The sequence below is a fragment of the Niastella yeongjuensis genome (genome assembly GCF_900110245.1).
Classification (GTDB): Bacteria; Bacteroidota; Bacteroidia; order Chitinophagales; family Chitinophagaceae; genus Niastella; species Niastella yeongjuensis.
In genome coordinates this window covers 76777-96329 of record NZ_FOCZ01000005.1, presented here as the reverse complement: position 1 = coordinate 96329, position 19553 = coordinate 76777, and the positions used below count along the sequence as shown (strand labels likewise).

At 44.0% G+C, this 19553-nt stretch carries 15 protein-coding genes; 7 read left to right on the top strand and 8 right to left on the bottom strand.

The features are described from left to right. Positions 1–70: 70 nt before the first annotated feature. From BMX95_RS14495 to BMX95_RS14485, 3 genes are all read right to left on the bottom strand, one after another. The gene (locus BMX95_RS14495; protein WP_081203167.1) at positions 71–976 is read right to left on the bottom strand and encodes a GLPGLI family protein; all 906 of its coding nucleotides are present in this window, start codon (positions 974–976) and stop codon (positions 71–73) included. A 144-nt stretch (positions 977–1120) separates the two neighbouring features. After that, the gene (locus BMX95_RS14490) at positions 1121–2434 is read right to left on the bottom strand and encodes a lactonase family protein (RefSeq protein ID WP_081203166.1); all 1314 of its coding nucleotides are present in this window, start codon (positions 2432–2434) and stop codon (positions 1121–1123) included. A 124-nt stretch (positions 2435–2558) separates the two neighbouring features. Next, positions 2559–3137, bottom strand: coding sequence for a porin family protein (locus BMX95_RS14485; RefSeq protein ID WP_081203165.1), 579 nt, complete (start codon positions 3135–3137; stop codon positions 2559–2561). Between the two features lie 366 nt (positions 3138–3503). Between BMX95_RS14485 and BMX95_RS14480 the strand changes: the two genes are divergently transcribed. From BMX95_RS14480 to BMX95_RS14470, 3 genes are read left to right on the top strand one after another with little or no spacing between them, the layout of a single operon-like run. Then, positions 3504–4844: a TolC family protein gene (locus BMX95_RS14480; RefSeq protein ID WP_081203164.1), complete on the top strand. Its 1341-nt coding sequence runs from the start codon at positions 3504–3506 to the stop codon at positions 4842–4844. Positions 4845–4860: 16 nt separating this feature from the next. Beyond that, the gene (locus tag BMX95_RS14475) at positions 4861–5997 is read left to right on the top strand and encodes an efflux RND transporter periplasmic adaptor subunit (RefSeq protein WP_081203163.1); all 1137 of its coding nucleotides are present in this window, start codon (positions 4861–4863) and stop codon (positions 5995–5997) included. Between the two features lie 27 nt (positions 5998–6024). Beyond that, positions 6025–9189, top strand: coding sequence for an efflux RND transporter permease subunit (locus tag BMX95_RS14470; RefSeq protein ID WP_081203162.1), 3165 nt, complete (start codon positions 6025–6027; stop codon positions 9187–9189). Between the two features lie 7 nt (positions 9190–9196). Here the strand turns inward: BMX95_RS14470 and BMX95_RS14465 are convergent, their stop codons facing one another. Both BMX95_RS14465 and BMX95_RS14460 read right to left on the bottom strand, forming a co-directional pair. After that, entirely contained in the window at positions 9197–10441 is a 1245-nt protein-coding gene (locus BMX95_RS14465; protein WP_081203161.1) for a YncE family protein, read from the bottom strand. Positions 10442–10628: 187 nt separating this feature from the next. Beyond that, positions 10629–11543, bottom strand: a complete 915-nt coding sequence (locus tag BMX95_RS14460; protein WP_081203160.1) for a hypothetical protein — start codon at positions 11541–11543, stop codon at positions 10629–10631. A 109-nt stretch (positions 11544–11652) separates the two neighbouring features. Between BMX95_RS14460 and BMX95_RS14455 the strand changes: the two genes are divergently transcribed. After that, on the top strand, positions 11653–12276 hold the full coding sequence (locus tag BMX95_RS14455; RefSeq protein WP_081203159.1) for a hypothetical protein: 624 nt from the start codon (positions 11653–11655) through the stop codon (positions 12274–12276). Between the two features lies 1 nt (position 12277). Here BMX95_RS14455 and BMX95_RS14450 read toward each other — a convergent pair whose 3' ends face one another. Next, a complete protein-coding gene (locus tag BMX95_RS14450) occupies positions 12278–12826 on the bottom strand; it encodes a histidine phosphatase family protein (RefSeq protein WP_081203158.1) in 549 nt (182 codons plus the stop codon). Positions 12827–12990: 164 nt separating this feature from the next. Between BMX95_RS14450 and BMX95_RS14445 the strand changes: the two genes are divergently transcribed. After that, positions 12991–13689, top strand: coding sequence for an outer membrane beta-barrel protein (locus tag BMX95_RS14445; RefSeq protein WP_081203157.1), 699 nt, complete (start codon positions 12991–12993; stop codon positions 13687–13689). Positions 13690–13743: 54 nt separating this feature from the next. Here the strand turns inward: BMX95_RS14445 and BMX95_RS14440 are convergent, their stop codons facing one another. Together BMX95_RS14440 and BMX95_RS14435 are read right to left on the bottom strand one after the other, a co-directional pair. Beyond that, positions 13744–14175: an EthD family reductase gene (locus BMX95_RS14440; RefSeq protein WP_081203156.1), complete on the bottom strand. Its 432-nt coding sequence runs from the start codon at positions 14173–14175 to the stop codon at positions 13744–13746. Between the two features lie 167 nt (positions 14176–14342). Further along, positions 14343–14810 (bottom strand): GNAT family N-acetyltransferase, encoded by a 468-nt coding sequence (locus tag BMX95_RS14435; RefSeq protein WP_081203155.1) that lies wholly within the window; start codon positions 14808–14810, stop codon positions 14343–14345. A 537-nt stretch (positions 14811–15347) separates the two neighbouring features. Here BMX95_RS14435 and BMX95_RS14430 point away from each other — a divergent pair. Next, on the top strand, positions 15348–18263 hold the full coding sequence (locus BMX95_RS14430) for an SBBP repeat-containing protein (RefSeq protein WP_081203154.1): 2916 nt from the start codon (positions 15348–15350) through the stop codon (positions 18261–18263). 188 nt (positions 18264–18451) lie between these two features. Then, complete coding sequence (locus tag BMX95_RS14425) at positions 18452–19546, top strand: acyltransferase family protein (RefSeq protein ID WP_081203153.1); 1095 nt, start codon at positions 18452–18454, stop codon at positions 19544–19546. The last annotated feature ends 7 nt before the right edge of the window (positions 19547–19553 follow it).

Here is a 19553-nt window from a genome sequence, read left to right as displayed (position 1 = left end):
TGGGTAAAGGATCCCCGGGTCCTCCCGATGCCTCGGGAGGACCAGTCCTAATTTCCGGAGATCATAAGGGCTATTGTTTTTTTAACTCAAGCGGGTTGTTGTAATTGGCATTCCTTTCTTTTCTGTATTGTTCCAGTTTAACCTGGGCCTTTTCGTCTGCGACTAATTTTCCGGTTGAATCTATGAAGGCCAGTCTGACTTTCTGTACGTCCGGCCGTTGCGCGATCACTACACCCATAGGATCATTGAGATAGGTATCAAAAGCATGTTCATAGGCTTTCTCACCGGCCTTTACCAGGTCGTCTTTATAGATCAGCTCGGTATCTCTATAGGCAGTATCCTTGCTGATGGTCTTGTACAGGAAGGATACTTCATTTCTGGAATCGCTGGCTTCCAATATTAAACCGGGCAGGCCATTCAATTTCCAGGGCCCGCTGCGAAAGGGAAGTGCTGTAGTAAACCAGGCTGTATAGGTGCGACCGGCAAAATCGCCAACGGCTTTCTGACAGGTATAATCGCCAATGGTACGGGTCTCCTTATCCAGCTTCCAGTTTATTTTAGGTAATGGTGATTCAATAAGATAGTATATGGCGCCCACCTGAGCTACTTTATACAGCTTCTTGTCTTTCTGATATTGAAATAGGCAGTCATAAGTATAACCGGGTCCGTAAACGAAGGCGGGTGGAGTGCCTTTGGCTACATACCTTTTCTCGGGCGGTACAGTGGGCATCATCCGCTTAGCCTGTACTGATTTCCAAAGGTAAACTTCATTGATAGCATTGGTATACTTACTGCTGTGTTCACCAACGCAAAGGGACAGGTTTTCTTTAATGGGGTTCTCCCGGTGATTAGTATCGTTTATGTGAATAAACTGATAAGTAACGGTTACCTGCACCGGCTCACCTTCCTGTGCTGTGGCCGATAGCGCTGTAAATAAAGTTATCAGGAGTGCAAAAAACAGATGGGTTCTTTTCATTGTTACAAGTTGAGTTACGAATGTTTCGTAAACGTACGAATAATTCGTATTTACTACGAATAATTCGTAGACTTTAACAAAAAAAGTATCCCTGACCGTAACGGCAGGGATACTTCGCCTTTCTGATCTTATGTAATTGATTCACTAATTCAATCGTAAAACGGCCAAACCCCTTGCCCGGTAGTTATTGGGAACGGGCAACTCAACCGGTTCATCCCATTCCTCTAAACCGGCGGAAACAATATGCAGCACATGCAGGTAATTGAAATTGCCAATGGAGAGGTCGGGGTTGGTATGTTGGGAAACAACATACAGTAGCTGGTCGCTACTGCTGGTAGCCAGTGAAACACAGGCGCTGCTGGTGCTGCTGCCATAATGCTGGGTGTTGTATACCGGCCCGCTGTTCTTAAGTGCAAGCTCACCCGATTTACGTGGGGCGCGGGCGTTGCTTATTTCGAACATGCTTACCGAATTATCGTTTGTATTGGCGGTAAATAAGCGGTTATTGGCATTGTCTGAACAAAAGCGGCTGCACCCGGGGCGGGCATCCGCATCACCCACATGTGTAAGTGCGCCGGTGGTTGTATTCATATCGTAATAGCTGAACCGGCCTCCGAATGGAAAGGCCACATATAATACATTCTGCCGCCAGCTCTGACACAAACCCAATGCACCCGGTCGCTGCGGATCGATGGCCGGCGCTTCAGGGCCGTCTGTCAATACGCCATCGGCGGCAATAGAAAACAGGTTCAGTCTGCTTCCCGGCGGCGTATAATTATAGCCCCAGGTGTTGGCGCCATATACAAACGGGCCGGTACGGGATGCCAGTACCTGCCCGGGTGAAATGCCCCACCGCACCTCCATTTTACTCACAGGTGTTAACGTTCCATTGCTTCCTAATGTAAACACGGAATAATTAGGCGCCGAGGAGGAAGGTACTCCGGGATTGTCGCTTTTATTTAGTACAATAAAATATTGTTTCCATTGTGCAATGCTCACGGGTGTTTCTCCATTGGAAGAAAACGGCGCACCCGGTACCAGCTTTAACGTACCGCCTGGCTGGATGGCGAATACCGAAATGGTGTTATCGCCCGAATTAACGGTTAGCAGAAAACGTTTGTCGTTCGTTATCACCACTTCATGGTCCGATTCATAACAACCCGCGGCCTGCGTGCCGTACAGGCCCGAGCCACCGGTTAAGAACGGGCCTTCTTCCATCAGGGTGGGATGGCCTTCATTGTATACTTTATAGGCAAGGATCGCGTTCTGTCCTTTTTCGTAATTATTTGTTTGAATATAAAGAATGTCGGGATTGCCCGTGTTCTCTGTACCTGCTTTTTCGCCGCTGCCAGTGCCACTATATTCATTGAAAGTTCCTTTATTACAGGCAATCAGTGCGCAGCAGTATACAAATATCCACAGGGGGGCATAAACAGGTTTCAGGATTTGCTTGCTCATAGGCGTAACTCAATTTGTTGGAAGGTGCTGCTCAGAAAGTACAATTTCAATACCATTACTAAAATTGTGGTGAGCTGACCGGGTACGTAGATAATTTTTCCCGTATTACGCCTAAAACAGTTACTTATAATTTTATCCGGATGCCGGCCTGAATAAAGATGGTCCTCGTTTTGCCAACATCGATATTGTCAATGTCGTCGCTTACATTGGTCAGCGACCATTCATAAGATCCTTCCAGGAAAAACATGGAAAAATCAATGCCGGCCCCGGCATATAAACCCCAGGAGGCATTCTTTAGGTCGTCTTTGTTTATATTTTTAGTGTTGGTCATTATAAAGGCCGACCCGCCGCCAAAAATGCGCATTTTGACCGCCGAAGTTTCTTTGCCCAAAGAGTATCCGATTGTTACAGGAATGCGAATACCGCTTATATTGAATTCAAGGTCTTCAAGGGAACTGCCTGATGAATCGAATTTGCTCGATTTCTGAACATAAAAGACGCCCGGTTCAAGATAGAATTTCTTCTCTCCAAACACAATGGAACCGCCGATCTGCCAACCCGTTCTGGCCTTAAATTCGCCACTTGATTCATCTTTCGACAGGTCGGTAAAATTAACTCCGACGGCCGGCTTAATTACCAGCTGCGCCTGCGTCATCATAATTCCGAATAACAATGCGGATAATGAAAGAAATAGCTTCTTCATAAAAGGAATTTTTCCTTGCCTGCACAAGGTGGTTAAAAAATAATGTAGCGTTTCCCAGGGAACAATGCTACAACAGGCAACGAAGGGCGTATTTTGCCAGGGCGGCTTAGGGGCAGCATGGAAGAATTGAATAATGTGAAGGCAATTCAATGAAAGAAAATGCGGCCCCGGATAAATCTTTTTTCTGCCTCAATTTCCCAAATGAGTCTTTTTTATTGAATTTTCTTAATTTTAATTCATTGTTAATGACCGCATAGTAACATTTAATCAGCCGGTCTGTTAATTTTACCGTTTACTCCTACCCAATCGTTTTTATTCCTACCCAATTTTTTTGCCGTTATTAATTCACCTGTTATTACACGTTCTATGAATGGAGTATCTTCTTTGCTGCTGTTATTGATACTGTACCCTTCATTATTGTACCCTCAGGCAATAAATGATACCACGCTGAAGGAAGCGACCCTGCCTAACTGTATCCGGTATGGACTGGAACATCAACCTGCTATCAGGGCTTCCAAAATCGATGAAGATATTACTGAAACCACTATCAAGGACAAACTGGCCGACTGGTATCCACAGCTGAACATTACGGCTAACTATCAGCATTATCTGAAAATGCCGGTTACTATTTTTCCCGATCTTACCAATCCCAATGGGCCCAAACGGGAGTTACAAACAGGAGTGCGAAATTATTCAACGCCGCAACTGGCATTAACGCAAACTATTTTTAACCGCGATGTATTGCTGGCAACCCGTACGGCCCGGGATGTTCGCCTTTCGGCCCGGCAAACCACTACCGCCAATAAAATTGACGTAGCAGCCGCCATTTCAAAGGCGTTTTACGATGTACTGCTTACCCAGGAGCAGATACAGGTACTGGAAGAAACCATTACCCGCCTTGACCGCAGTTTGAAAGATGCGTTCTACCAGTATCAGGGCGGGCTGGTAGATAAAACCGATTATAAACGGGCGGGGATATCGTTGAACAATGTAAAAGCCCAACGCAAGGGGGCGCAGGACCAACTGGTTGCCAAGTACGCCTACCTTAAAATGCAAATGGGGTATCCGGCCGAACAGTTGTTGGAGTTGTCATTCGATACGGCCCATATGGAAGTAGAGATCGCGCTCGATACGTTACAACATATTCGTTATGAAAGCCGCATAGAATATCAGCAATTGCAAACCCAGCAACGGCTGCTGCAGGCAAATGTCAAATACAATCAATGGAGTTTTATTCCCACGTTGTCGGGCTTTGGTTATTATAACGTCGTTTACCAGAGCGATGAATTCTCAAAGTTGTTCAGCCATTCGTTCCCCAATTCATATGTCGGGGTGCAATTAGCCTGGCCATTATTTCAGGGTGGAAAAAGAATGTATAATATCAGGCAGGCCAACCTGCAGTTAAAACGGAATGAGGTAGAAATGACGGACCTTAAAAATAATATCAGTTCCGAGTACAGTCAGGCATTGGCCACCTATAAAAGCAACCTCAGTGAATTTTATGCGCAGAAAGAAAACCTTGACCTTGCCAATGAAGTGTACAACACCCTGGCATTACAATATAAGTCGGGGATCAAAACCTACCTGGACGTTATTGTTGCAGAAACTGAACTGCGCGCTACACAACTGAACTATTACAATTCATTATACACGGTATTATCAAGTAAAATAGATGTTGAAAAAGCACTCGGTACCTTATCGTACTGATAAAAAGCTAATGCATATGAACAAACAGCTTTCATGGGCAATTATAATAACCGCAGCCGGTTGGCTTTTGTCGTCCTGTAAAGATGATAAGGCCAGCCAGCCAGCCACCCCGCCCCCCGTTCCGGTAAATGTATATACCGTAATCAAAGGCAAGGCAGCATATTATGATCAATATCCGGCTACCGTAACCCCGCTGAACCAGGTTGAGCTGCGGCCACAGGTGAATGGTTATTTGACCGGCATCTTTTTCAAGGATGGCAGCAGGATAAAAAAAGGGCAGAAGTTATATACTATAGACCAGCAGCAATATGTAGCCAATTATCAACAGGCCCAGGCCAATTTACAGGTGCAGGAAACCAACCTGACGAAAGCGCAAAAGGATGCGGACCGCTACCATGAGCTGGAAAAACATGATGCCATTGCCAGACAGCAGGTAGATTATGCCGATGCCGCCCTGGAAGCTGCGAAAAAACAGGTAGCTGCAGCCCAGGCGAACGTCACCAGTGTTCAAACCGGTTTACGGTATACCACCATTTATGCACCCTTCGATGGTACCATCGGTATCTCACTGGCCAAACTGGGAACGGCCGTATCGGCCGGACAAACCCTGTTGAATACCATTTCATCCGATGACCCCATGGCTGTTGACCTGTCGATAGATCAAAAAGACCTGTACCGGTTTGAGCAATTACAAAGAAAAAACGGCGGAACAAAAGATTCTACTTTCAAACTGATTTTGCCCGGACAGGAAACATACCCGCACCCCGGCCAGATCTATTTAATTGACCGGGCTGTTGATCCGCAAACGGGTACAATAATAGCCCGGCTGGTTTTTCCCAATAAACAAAGTGACCTGAAAGCTGGGATGACGGCCAATGTGCAGATCTTAAACAATGCCAATACAGAAAAAGTACTGATACCCCAGAAAGCTGTTGTGGAGCAAATGGGGGAATACTTTGTTTATACTACCGATGGCAAGGCGGCCCATCAGAAAAAGGTAAGCCTGGGCGCCAGAATTGGCGACCTGGTTGTTGTGAACAACGGAGTGGAAGCAGGGGAACAGGTTATTACCGATGGCCTGCAAAAATTAAAAGAAGGAGCGCCTGTTCAGGTTGGGCAACCAAATGCATCGGCCCCTTCTGCTGCGAAGTAATATTGCTCATTTTCAAGAAGCTACTTTATGATCGCTAATACATTTATAAAACGACCGGTAACCGCTATAGTGATCTCTATTGTGATTGTAATGACAGGTTTACTGGCCATGGACGGTTTACCTGTAGCGCAATATCCCAATATTACGCCGCCTGTGGTTCAGGTAACGGGGGCGTTCACCGGCGCCGATGCCCAAACGGTTGAACAGACGACCACCACGGCCGTTGAAACGCAGATAAATGGCACGCCCGGAATGGCTTTTTTACAAAGTAACAGTACCAGTGATGGCCGTACCACCATGAACGTAACTTTTGAAGTAGGTACCAACGTTGATATAGCCGCCCTGGACGTACAAAACAGGGTAAGCGTGGCTACGCCTTCATTGCCCGACGACGTGAAACGGCTTGGGCTTACCACCCGTAAGCGTAATCCCAGTATCCTGATGCTGGTGGCCATGTTCTCACCTAAAGGAACACACGCGGTGCCCTTCTTAGACAATTTTACCAATATCTATGTAAAGGATGCCCTGTTGCGCGTGAAAGGCGTAGGTGATGTATTTACCCGGGCAGATGATTTTAGTATGCGGGTTTGGCTGCAGGCCGATAAACTGGCGCAATTAGGCATCACCGCCAATGAAGTGATTGCCGCGCTGACGGAGCAGAACATACAGGTTGCTGCCGGTTCAGTAGGTGCGCCGCCGCAACGCTCGGTGCAGACTTTTGAATATACCGTATTTACCAACAGCCGGCTTACTACCGCCGACCAGTTTAAAGAAATTGTGGTGCGCAGCAATCCGCAAAACGGATCCATTGTTTACCTGAAAGATGTGGCCAGAGTAGAGTTGGGCAAATTCAATTATTCAAATAACTCTTATGTAGATGGTCAACGGGCTTCCTACCTGCTGGTTTACCAGGCGCCTGGCAGCAATGCATTGGAGACCGCACAGGGAGTATACGATGTAATGGACCGGTTAAAAAAATCTTTTCCCTCCGATGTAGATTATGTTATTCCTTTTGAAGCCGTATCAGTGGTAAAGGTTTCCATACATGAAGTAGTGGAAACCCTGCTGGAGGCATTGGCACTGGTGGTGCTGGTAGTGTTCCTGTTTTTACAAAACTGGCGGGCCACCCTCATTCCGGTACTTGCCATTCCGGTTAGTATCATTGGTACCTTTATATTTTTTATTCCGCTTGGCTTTACCATCAATACGCTTACGCTGTTTGGTTTTGTACTGGCGATCGGTATTGTGGTAGATGATGCCATTGTGGTGGTGGAAGCGGTACAGCATTATATGGAAGCGCAAAGGATGTCAGCCAAAGATGCTACTGTAGCCGCTATGGCCGATATTTCGGGACCGGTGGTAGCCATTGCCCTCATTCTTGCTTCGGTATTTATACCGGTAGGTTTTGTGCCGGGCATTGTGGGCAGGCTGTATCAGCAATTTGCCATTACCATTGCCATTTCGGTATTGCTTTCGGCATTTATTGCGCTTTCGCTTACGCCGGCTTTATGCACCCTGTTATTAAAGCCTACACATATCTCTAAAGATGCAAAAGGCCTTAACTGGTTCTTCTATAAGTTTAATGTATGGTTTGGACGCACAACCGATTCTTATGGCCGCGGTGTGAACCGGTTTATCAAAGGCGCACGCTATGCAGTTATATTGCTGGCGTGTATACTGATAGGTACTTTTTTGCTGTTTAAAAATAAGCCTACGGGTTTTATTCCAACAGAAGATGAAGGCCGTGTATACATCACTTACGAGCTGCCCGAAGCCTCTTCAACCACCCGCAGTATCGATGTGCTGAACACCATTCAAAACACTTTGAAAAGCATGCCGGCCGTGGCACACTATGCTGCCCTGGGCGGATTGAATGTGGTTACCTTCTCCACCAAACCGAACGCGGGCACCGTGTTTACTCAATTGAAACCCTGGGATGAAAGAAAAGATAAACAACTGCAGATAAACGGCGTCATTGCAGAAATACAAAAGAAGTTATCGGCCATTAAAAATGCCAATGTAGTAGTTATTCCGCCACCGCCCATACCCGGGTTGGGACAAACAGCGGGATTTACCTTTGAATTACAACAACGCGAAAGCACGGATGACCTGAAGACCTTTGAAAAAGTAGTACAGAATTTTGTGGTAGAGGCCAATAAACGGCCAGAGATAAACCGGGCATTTTCATTTTTCACTGCCCGTACGCCCGGTTACCAGGTAAATGTGGACCGGGAACAATGTAAAAAGTTGGGGGTTTCTATTGCTGACGTATTCAATACCATGCAAACGTTCCTGGGCAGCCGCTATGTAAACGATTTTAATATTTATGGAAGGAACTTTCGGGTGGTAGCCCAGGCAGACACCACTTTCCGGGGCGATATCAGCGAGCTGCAGCGATATTATGTGCGTAATGCGGCAGGGAATATGTTACCGCTTAGTGCATTGACCACTTACACCAGTACAGAAAGCGCCCCGCTGATCCAGCACTATAACCTGTTCAGGTCTGCTGAAGTAAACGGCGGATCAAAAGAAGGGTATAGCAGCGGTGATGCCCTTACAGCCTTACAACAGGTGGCCGACAAAGTATTGCCTACCGGCTATGGTTATGAGTTTTCGGGGTTAAGCCGGGAAGAGATAAATGCCGGGTCAAAAACAGTGTACATCTTCGCACTGTCTGTGGCATTTGTATTCCTGTTTCTGGCTGCGTTGTATGAAAGCTGGTCGGTGCCATTTTCTGTATTGCTGGCGGTGCCTATTGGCGCCTTTGGGGCCATTCTTACCCTTACTTTCATAAAAGACCTTTCCAATAACGTATATGCCCAGATAGGATTAATTACCCTCATCGGTTTGGCGGCCAAGAACGCCATTCTGATCGTTGAGTTTGCCAAAGAACGGGTGGACAGGGGGCAGGAGCTCTTAGCCTCTACCCTGGAAGCAGTAAAACTTCGTTTACGGCCCATTCTTATGACCTCCCTGGCATTTATACTGGGAGTACTGCCTTTGGTGTTTGCCAGCGGTGCCGGCGCCAACGCGCGTAAAACCATCGGGTGGACGGTTTTTGGCGGCATGCTCTCGGCTACCCTGTTATCGATCTTTATTGTGCCGGTACTGTTTGTGATCATTACCCGGTTCTCCTATGGCAGGCAAAAACTGGAAGCACTAAAGAAGAAGGAAGTGAGGATGGCCGAGTAACCTGGTATTATTTCTTGGCAAAAGAAAAAATATTGATCGTTCCATTATGGTAACTACAAACCCAGGCCTCCAGCTTGTTGTCATCTTCAAAAATATCCACACCAACAGGGTGACCGGGGCAGCTAAAGGATGCTACTTTGGTGAAGCTGTTATTATTGATCTTAAATACTTCTACTCTGTCGCTGCTATAGCAGGTGACAAATAAAAACTGATGGTTTTTTGATAACGCTATCGTACGAGGCTGTGCATGGGTAGTAGCGGAAAATAATGTTTTGTGGGCAATGGGATCGATACAGGCAATGCGGGCCAGTTTGTTGTAAGATACCAATAACCGGCCTTTGTCGGTCAATACAATATGGCGCGGATTTGATGCTACGGATATATCCGATTCCTTTGCCCAGGTATCGTTGTTTATGACCGTAATAGTTTTGCCGCCCATGATGGCTACATAAGATTTTTTCCGTTGTTCATCAACCACGATGCCTCTTGGGATGGCAGAAACCCGAACAGTGCTCACCGTTTTCGCATAAGGGAAAGCTGTAGTATCTGTGGTCAGCACGCTTACGCTGTGGGAATGCCAGTTGCTTACCAGTAAATTTTTACTGTCTGCCGTGCGGGCAATTACTTTTGGAGTATTACCTGTAACAATAACCGGAACCAGTATGGAGTCTATATTGGCAGAACCGGTATATTCTATATAAATCTTTTTTTGTTTTACCGTAATATCGGAAGTATCTGGCTTGTAAGGGCTGAACGGGTCTGTGGGGATGGGTACAATACTTGCTGCATTATGCAGGGAAACCCAAAGAACCTTGTCGTCGTGGCTCAGACAAGCCTCTACCGGCTTTTCTTCATAGCTGCGAATAGGTTTGTTGGTTTCATAATCCCAGCCGGTGCCTTCCGTTGGTTTGAATTTAAATTCCCGCTGTATAGATCTGTTGGCCTGGTTAAATTCGTAAATGCTCATGCCTTCCAGGTTCATGGCGTATAATTTATCACCTGTTTTGTTAAACAGCACTGATTTGGTACCGGGGGCCGCTTTTATGTGTTCCGCTTTCTGGAAAGTTAACCGGGTATATGTCTTTGTGGTAGGTAAAACTGAGGTAGTGTCACTATTGGTGCGCCGGCTGGTATCCTTTTTGTTTGAAACGGGATTGGCGGTAAACAGGCTGCTATGGTCAAAGTGCGTAGTGGGCGGCTTATGAAATGCACTACAGAATAACAGGCTTACAAGAACCGGGTACGTTTTCATAGAACGGGTTTTTCATGCAGAATACATGCGGCGTTTGCTGATGTACGCTGGATGTGCTGTTTAGGGGTATAAAAAAAGGACAAAATGGAAAATCCTTCCTCTTTGTCCTCTCACTGGTTATTCAAAGATACAATAAAAAATCGATATTCAAAATGGGGTGAATTATCAGCTACGGGAAGCCGAAGTTTCATTTCATCGTGGCTTTAAGTTTTTTCAGCAGTGTATCAAACCGGACCCAGTAAAAATGACAATCATTTTCGCTGGTTCCCCGGGTATAAAAGAGATATTTACCATCGGGGGAAACGTATTGTCCGAACCGGTGCGCCAATCCATCATTGATGGCAGGTCCGAGGCTTTGCGGTTCAGACCAGGTATTGTCTTTTTTTCTAAAACTGATCCATAGTTCACATTCAAAGGTTTTTGTTTCTTTGGCCGAAATGATAATATAAGATTCATCCCAGGCTATAAAAAAATCACCATCAAAGCCACTTGTGTTGATAGTACTTCCCAGGCTGTTAATAACAGTATCTTTCCCGGAGATGGTCAGCTTACAGAAATCATACGTGCTCCAGTCGCTCTTACTGCCTGCAGTACCATTACTACCTACATAGTACGTATTACTATGAACAGCCTGGAAATTGTACAGGCCGTACGGTTTCTCCATCCATAATTCCGGTTTCGACCAGCCCTGGGGTGATTTATGCAATACCCAAACCTGGCCTTTAGGCGCCCCGAGGTAAAGCGTTTTTTCATCAGGAGAGAGTGCCGGGTTTGTTAAGTTCTCCGCAATAATATGCGGCTTTTGCCACGATTGTCCATCAAACGACAGTTCCCGGGTGCCTGCGCCCTCGCTGCTAAACCAGTGTTTTGCATAAGAATAATAAAACGAACGGCCATCGGTTGAAAAATTCATTTTTCCCAGTACAATGCCTGAATCGACAAGCATCCCCTGGGCAAAGATCTCCGGCGTATCGCCTGGTGGTTTTTGACCCAGGTAAGCAGCCGGACCGTCCCACAATTTTTGCTGACCGATAACCTCACACGATAAGAATGTGGTGGAAATAACAATGATTACACCAATGGTAACGCCAATTTTTTTCATCTTTACTAATTTGTTGAATGACTGTTTTGCAACAAAGCTTTGTAAATCAGTAAAATTTGGATGTTCACCGCCTTTTCAAGTTTGTTCAAAATTGTTCAACCCCTGAAAAATGGATAACGAGCGCTTGTTTCTATCAAAATGCCGCAGTGTAATTGATGAAAAATTAGGATGGGGAGATAGCCGTGAGTGGCAGAGTCAGGATTTCGAAAATCTTAGTGACAGGATCTTTGAAGAAACTACCGTTTTATTGAGCAGCACCACCCTTAAACGAATATGGGGCAAAGTGCCCTATGACAGTGTTCCCAACTTATCGACCCTGAATGCACTGGTGCAATTTGATTTGCCCGGCGGGAACTTTTCATTATTGGCCCGGCTTCAAAACACGTATAAAAAGAGTAATGGAATTTGTCAGCAAACCTTTGTTACGGTAATGGGCACAGCAGGAATTATTATGGTGCCTTTAACGAGGATTGGTTGTGTGGGAGAAATTGGCCTGATGATAGGCATGAATTACATCAATGGAAAAACGAATGACCTGTCGGCCTTTGGTGTAGACTTCACTACGGAGGTGCAGCTTCGATTGGAGTCCAGGAACGGAATGCTTGATATCTACGTCAATGAAAAACTGGCCTACCGCACGGGCTTTAAAAACAGTATAGGACGAATTGTAGGGGCCAAAGTCAAATTTATGGGAACGGGGACCGTCAATCAATTTGAGTTTAAGAAAGGGTAAGCTACCTGCAATCGTTTGCCGGATTTAGATTTTCTTTATCGGTAGAAACGGTTGCTTTACCATTTTTAATAGTAATTATCCAGATTGAATCGAAATCGTCACCGCTCCATTTCATTCCTTTGGCATCTGCTCCCAGGGCTTTCACCAGGTTATCAATTTTATCGTGCTCCCATACTACCAGCGCATAACTTTTTGTTTTCAGAATGGCCTGCGCCATGTCTTTTACCTCATCTACATCGTATTTTGAGTTGATGCCGATATTGTATTTTATGGCAAATGGGGTAATTGTTTCAAACATCCTTAAATGATTGGCATTTTTTCCGTTGCCCATCGATGGCACAAAGATCTTATCTGGCGTTTTGTATTTGGCATATAAAACAGCCGGCAGCTGAAGCGCCCTGTTGAATCCCTTGCAGGAAAGATTATCGCCCTCTTCCGGCTTTTCTGCATGGCGAATAATTACCACTTTTTGTAGGTTTTGCGCAAAGCTGTTATTACAGGCGGTGATGGTTAGTATAACAGCAAATATGCTTTTAAAAAGGTTCTTCATACTTCCTGGTTTAAAAAGAATTCGCATAAAAAGTCAGGCCACAATTGGGAAGCTCCCGTTATTTTGGGAAAATAGACTGGTTTGATCAAATAACAATTAAACTTTATGCAACTGATGGGGTCATAGGGTCGTTTTTAACAAATAACCCTGTAAAACAACTACGTATGATTTTAAAACGATTGATTTATTTGTTCATTATCAGTTGTATTAGTGTATCCTCTTATGCTCAAACCGGTGCCGCCTGGCTAAAAGGCGGTGTAAATTTTGCCAATGTCTCCTACAAAAGTAATGGTGATGTAGATGATGCCAATATGTTGACATCATTTCATGTTGGTATTATGGGAGACATTCCCATTGTAAAAGTATTGGCCATTCAACCTGGAATATTGTTTACGGGGAAAGGGTCCAAAATTCAAAGTGGCAGCCCCAATGATATTACGTATTATAAAGCTACCGCCAATCCTTTATACATAGAGGTGCCGGTAAATCTGGTAATAAAATTGCCTTTGGCATCGGATGAATCAAATTTCTTTTTTGGCGCGGGTCCTTATATAGCGATGGGTGTTGGCGGCAAAAGAAAAATAGAAGGTAAATACCTGAATGTGGCCTACAGTAGTAAAGAGAAGATAGCGTTTAGCAATGATGATCCTTCCACTTTTAATAATGAAGAAGGTACTGGTTTGGGTGTAATGAGAAGATTTGATTACGGATTCAATGGCACCGCCGGTTTTCAGCTGAACAGCGTATTGATAGCCGTTAATTATGGGTATGGGCTGGCCAAATTACAATCAGGATCAAAAAGCTCAGCAGATAATGACAACAAACACCGGGTAGTAGGACTGTCTATCGGGTTTAAGTTATAAATCTACAAATTGATGAAGCAAAAAGGGGCTATAAACCCCTTTTTGCGTTATGGATCATTTATGGTTGTAGCCCACCTGTTTTATTTCACTGATTTGTATAACAGGCTGAATGTTCGTATAGTTTTTAAAATCGCTGACAATGGCATCTCTGTTTTGTGCTACTGCTTTATTGTATTCAGCAACATCAGTAACGTAAAAATATCCGATGGCCACAAAAGGTGCTTTATCGTTGGGAGTTCTACCGGTTAAGCCCTTATTAATTTCATAGAACTTTAAATTATTGCCTAATAATCCGGCAACCATGGGCATGTGTTTCTTTTCATAATAGTCCATGTCGAAGGTTTTATCATCCCCGTTCGGATAAAATATTGCCACCTTAAAGGTGCCGGTTTCTGTTGCAGCTGCGTTTTTCAGTTGACTGGTTTTGCAACTTATCATCGCCATTAGGACGAAGATCAGCAGGAAGAAATTCATTTTGGCAGGCATAAAGACAGGTTTAAATATTTTTTATAAATAAGTATGGTTAACGGCCATCCTTAAATATACGCCGTTAGCGCCAATACATCCTACGGGTATGGTGAATTTAATAAACGCGTCGATTTAGGCCAAAAGCGTGCATATACCCCCCATAAGTGTGTAGGGTGACGTTCCTTTTATATTAATTTTTCAAATACAACGGTCTCCGGGCTTAACGCCGAATATCCGTGAACCACGTTTGTACCGTTCTGGTTGGGTGATCCAAGCAATGTCATACCAATTGTTTTTTGATGGAAATTGATTGATTTGTTATTTGTTGGTGACGTTATCGCCTTTATCTTCCTTATTCCTTTGGATCGGGATATTTGTATAAATTTATCATATAGCAATTTGCCTAATCCTTGTTTTTGATATTGCTCCCGAACACCGATCAAGTGAACATATCCAACACTGTCAGTTTGCGAAAAAAAACCAAAAAGATACGCAATTACAACTCCGTTATCTCTAATCACAAACGCAGTATTGCCAAATTCGTAAACTAAGTAGGGGTGATGTAAGTGCAAAAGCCTGTCACTTCCCCAAAAATCAATAATATCTTTGATTATTTGGTTAAAGTCGTCAATTGTGCAATGTTCGATTGTCATAATAAAATACTAAGTTTAGATTGTGTTGTACACGGATACGGATAGTGGTAAAACCTACACAATTCCCAAATTATGAAATATATTAAATACATACTATGGATTTACTTCCCGTTAAGCTGTTAGTACAGGAGATTGGGGTCGTAGATAAATAATAAATTTATTTTCAAACATTTTCTTATAGAACTTAATAAGGCTGGCTGATATTGCTGGCTTTTTTTATGGATTAACAATTAAATTTCAAATAGATAAATGAGTGATAATCTTTGAAATTGCGGCGTTAGTAGAACTAAGTTCAGAAACTGATAGCGCTCATAGATTATCTGTTGCAATTAAACGTACTTTGTAAATTCATGTTCTGTAGTTTGATACTTCACACGCATTTAAAATAATATTCTTTCCCTATTTCTGTCTTTCAACTGGAAACTATTCTGTTGCCCGGTCACATTCCGTATTGCTGTTTGAATTTCACCTTATGAAGATAAGGCCGCTCCTTACCCTGGAAACACGCCATAATTATTAAATCTTAAAGATTCATTTATGACAAATGTTTTACTTATCAGGAAGCCATTGCTTCTTGCCTGTCTTCTTTTTATGTATGCGATCTGTTTCAGCCAGGTTACCGAAAGATGGGTAAACCGGCAAAACGGTGATGCCAATTCTTTTAATCAGGCCAATGGGCTGGTGGTGGACCATGGATGTGTATTTGTAACGGGTATTAGCGATGGTATTGGTACCGGTGCGGATTATGCCACCATCAGGTACAACGAAGATGGAACTAAAAAATGGTTAAAAAGGTATAACGGTCCTGGTAATGATGTTGATGAAGCTGTTGCCATTGCCGGAGATGACAAGGGGAACGTGTATGTAACAGGAAGGAGCGTCGGTAGTGGAACGGGGTTTGACTATGCCACCATAAAATATGATGGTGATGGCAATACAAAGTGGGTTAAAAGATATAACGGGCCAGCTAATGGAAATGACCAGGCGTTTGCCATTGCGGTGGATAAAGATGGAAATGTGTATGTGACCGGTACAAGTGCAGGCAGTGGAACGGGTACCGATATTGCTACTATTAAATACGATTATAATGGGAATACCAAATGGGTAAAGCGATATAACGGGCCGGGAAATGGTGCTGATGAAGGTAGAGCCATTACTGTAGATAACAATGGCAATGTATATATAACCGGATTTAGCACAGGCATGGGAACGTTCAGCGATTACACTACCATAAAATACGAGAACGACGGTGATTTGTCATGGGTACAAAGATTCAATGGGGCATTTAATCAAATAGATATAGCAAAAGCGCTGGCGGTAGACGGCAATGGCAATGTGTATGTAACGGGTTTCTCTGTCACTTCCGAGGGAGATAATGGGGACCCGGACCAGATTGCAACGATCAAATACAATGCAGCAGGGGTGCAGCAATGGGTAAGCTTTTATCAGGGCAAGTCGCATAATGTGGGGAATGCCATTGCCGTAGACCAATCCGGCAATGTATACCTGACCGGGGTAAGAGGGGAGAGAGAGGAAGACCCGCTCAATGATTATGTCACTATCAAATACAATACGGCCGGTGTACAACAATGGGTATCGATCTTTGCAGGTGTGGGTAGTCTTGGTGCCCAGGGCGGAGACGGTGCCACCGACCTTGTGCTGGATGCAACGGGCAACGTATATATTACAGGCGGCGTTGCCATAGACGATACGTTTACTTATGCTACTGTTAAATATAATACAAACGGCGTACAGCAATGGGTAGCGACTTTTACCGGTCCGGGCGCAAAAGCAATTGGCCTGGATAACTATGGTAACGTTTATATAACCGGTCGGACCGATATGGACTATGGCACCCTTAAATACAATCCGGCCGGAGTGCAACAATGGGTTAAAAAATATAACAACCAGGCAGGAGGTCCCGATCGTGCAAATGCCCTGGCGGTAGATAAGAATGGCAATATACTCGTGACAGGTGGAATGACCCGGCTCTATTCCGGTTTGGACTATACCACCTTTAAGTTCGATAACAATGGCGATAAAATATGGAAAAAAACATACGACGGTCCTGGTAATGGTGCCGACGAGGCCAGTGCAACGGCTGTGGATGCCGATGGAAATGTGTATGTAACGGGTTATAGCGCGGGCAATGGGACCGGCAACGACTTTGCCACTATTAAGTATGATGCTGCCGGAAACGCCAAATGGACAAAGAGGTATAATGGCCCCGGTAATGGTGTGGATGAGGCTAAGGCTATTGCCGTGGATAAAAATGGTAACGTGTATGTAACGGGACTAAGTGGGGGAAATGGGACCGGATCTGATTATGCCACTATTAAATACGATAAGGATGGAAATACAAAATGGACAAAACGATATAATGGCCCGGCTAATTTTATCGACGAGTCCAGAGCAATTGCTGTAGATGGAAACGGGAACGTATATGTAACAGGAACGAGTTTTGCCAATACGATCTCGGGAGACTATGCTACCGTTAAGTACGATGCAAATGGAAATCAACAGTGGGTGGCGAGGTATGATGGTCCGGCTAATTTTAGCGATAATGCCACTGCCCTGGTAACGGATGCATTGGGTAACGTGTATGTTACCGGAAATAGCTTAAGCAATGTAACCGGTGAAGACTATGCTACTATTAAGTACAATACTTTAGGGGTGCAGCAATGGGTGGCCAGGTTCGATCATCCTCCCGTTAACTTTGGCGACCGGGCTAACGCCATAGCCGTAGATGCGTTGGGTAATGTGTATGTGACCGGAACAAGTGGAGATGACTATGGTACTGTTAAGTATAACGGTGCAGGCGTGCAACAATGGGCGGCGTTTTACAATGGCCCCGGCAATTCATTTGATGGTGCAACAGCCCTGACAGTGGATGCTGCAGGTAATGTGTATGTTACTGGTAGCAGCAATGGGAGCAGCGACTTTAGAAATCCTGATGATTATGCTACCATTAAATACGATGCGGCAGGCGTGCAGCAATGGGTGGCCAGGTATGACGGTGCTGGTAAAGGGTCCGATGTGGCAACCGCCATTGCCCTGGATAATAATGGCAATGTGTATGTAACAGGAAGGAGCTTCGGCAATGGTACCAATTTAGATTATGCCACTATCAAGTATGAACAGGCACCACTCATCACTGCGAAATCGGCGACCAGTCCTGATCAGAATACCGTAATTGTTGAACGGGAAGCAGCTAAGCTGACTGTAAAAGCGTTCCCCAATGCATTCACTGAGTTCATCAACTTACAGTGGAGTGGAAGCAATAAAACGGTAGGTATAACTATCACGGATGCAATGGGTCGCGTGGTAGAAAAAAGGACCGGTCTGGCCCCGGCTGGTACCCTGCAAACTGGTAATCGTTTGGTAGCAGGGGTGTACTTTGCAGAAATTGTACAGGGAACTGAAAAGATAGTATTGAAGCTTGTGAAGCAGTAACAATAATAAGGGTTAAAAACAAAAAACCATTCGCTTCCGGGCGAGTGGTTTTTTTATGTGAAGCATTTTGCCCAATATTAGCAGCCGCTATGTATTATATAGCACTAGTTTGTATATTCTGGCCTTTTTCTCTCTTCAAAGGCTATTATTTGTAGTAATTTTATAATGCCAGTTTAGCCCTGCTTTATATGAATTTAAAGTACCATAAAGAATTAGATGGGGTTAGAGCCATTGCAGCCTTTATGGTAATATTCTTTCACTTCTTCTTTGTGCCAGCATTTAATTTGCACCCGCTTTTAACCAAGATTGCAAATTTTGGCAGAACGGGCGTTTCATTATTTTTTGTGTTGTCCGGTTTTTTAATAACACGTATCCTTATCGTAACAAAAGAATCGCGTGGTTATTTTTCCAACTTTTACGTCAGGAGATCTTTACGGATATTTCCCCTTTATTACTTATTCCTGACGTTAACCTTTATTATACTTCCCTTAATTTTCGGAAAACCTTTTGAACCATTCTATCTACAAGTATATAGCTGGGCTTATCTGCAGGATTTTGCATTGGCGTTCAGGTGGCCACATGTGGGACCTGCTCATCTCTGGTCCCTTTCTGTAGAAGAACATTTTTACCTGTTCTGGCCACTTTTGATTTATATACTAAGTACAAGAAAGATTGTGGGTGCAAGTGTATTAATAATCGTTATAGCTTTTGTGGTAAGGTATTTTATGTTTGTGCATGATTATGAAGCTTATTATTTCACGTTTGCCAGAATAGATGAATTGTCCATGGGTGCCTTATTAGCTGTTCTTGAAATAAAGAATAAGTTGATTGATAAGAATGCAAATAAATTTTTACTGATCTCTGTGATCCTCACAATTCCAACAATTGCTCTTTTGGTAATTTTTACCGATATAAACAATGGCATTATACAGATAATTAAATACAATTTACTTGCTTTTACCTTTTTAAGTATGATAGGGTATGTAGTTTCATTACAGGAAACAAGTTGGCTTAAGAAGTTCCTGAGTAGTAAGCCAATGTTGTTTTTGGGAAAAATAAGTTATGGCTTATACTTGTATCACCCGCTTTGCATCGCTGCCATTTGGAACGTTTTTCCCCAAATGAACATGGTTCCGGGTTTTGTTATGGCAGTAGGGTTTACTATTTTGGTAGCTGCAGCAAGCTATTACCTGTTTGAGTTGAATTTTCTAAAGTTGAAACGATTTTTCGAATACAAAAAAGAAAAGGTAATTCAGTCTGAAACAGGTGTTACCTCCATTTGACCGCCGC

Bases quoted from the DNA above. Each gene is read 5' to 3' on its own strand.
- BMX95_RS14425 (WP_081203153.1), top strand. From the start codon at position 18,452: ATGAATTTAAAGTACCATAAAGAATTAGATGGGGTTAGAGCCATTGCA.
- BMX95_RS14440 (WP_081203156.1), bottom strand. From the start codon at position 14,175: ATGCCTGCCAAAATGAATTTCTTCCTGCTGATCTTCGTCCTAATGGCG.
- BMX95_RS14435 (WP_081203155.1), bottom strand. From the start codon at position 14,810: ATGACAATCGAACATTGCACAATTGACGACTTTAACCAAATAATCAAA.
- BMX95_RS14485 (WP_081203165.1), bottom strand. From the start codon at position 3,137: ATGAAGAAGCTATTTCTTTCATTATCCGCATTGTTATTCGGAATTATG.
- BMX95_RS14460 (WP_081203160.1), bottom strand. From the start codon at position 11,543: ATGAAAAAAATTGGCGTTACCATTGGTGTAATCATTGTTATTTCCACC.
- BMX95_RS14495 (WP_081203167.1), bottom strand. From the start codon at position 976: ATGAAAAGAACCCATCTGTTTTTTGCACTCCTGATAACTTTATTTACA.
- BMX95_RS14480 (WP_081203164.1), top strand. From the start codon at position 3,504: ATGAATGGAGTATCTTCTTTGCTGCTGTTATTGATACTGTACCCTTCA.
- BMX95_RS14455 (WP_081203159.1), top strand. From the start codon at position 11,653: ATGGATAACGAGCGCTTGTTTCTATCAAAATGCCGCAGTGTAATTGAT.
- BMX95_RS14490 (WP_081203166.1), bottom strand. From the start codon at position 2,434: ATGAGCAAGCAAATCCTGAAACCTGTTTATGCCCCCCTGTGGATATTT.
- BMX95_RS14470 (WP_081203162.1), top strand. From the start codon at position 6,025: ATGATCGCTAATACATTTATAAAACGACCGGTAACCGCTATAGTGATC.
- BMX95_RS14465 (WP_081203161.1), bottom strand. From the start codon at position 10,441: ATGAAAACGTACCCGGTTCTTGTAAGCCTGTTATTCTGTAGTGCATTT.
- BMX95_RS14445 (WP_081203157.1), top strand. From the start codon at position 12,991: ATGATTTTAAAACGATTGATTTATTTGTTCATTATCAGTTGTATTAGT.
- BMX95_RS14475 (WP_081203163.1), top strand. From the start codon at position 4,861: ATGAACAAACAGCTTTCATGGGCAATTATAATAACCGCAGCCGGTTGG.
- BMX95_RS14450 (WP_081203158.1), bottom strand. From the start codon at position 12,826: ATGAAGAACCTTTTTAAAAGCATATTTGCTGTTATACTAACCATCACC.
- BMX95_RS14430 (WP_081203154.1), top strand. From the start codon at position 15,348: ATGACAAATGTTTTACTTATCAGGAAGCCATTGCTTCTTGCCTGTCTT.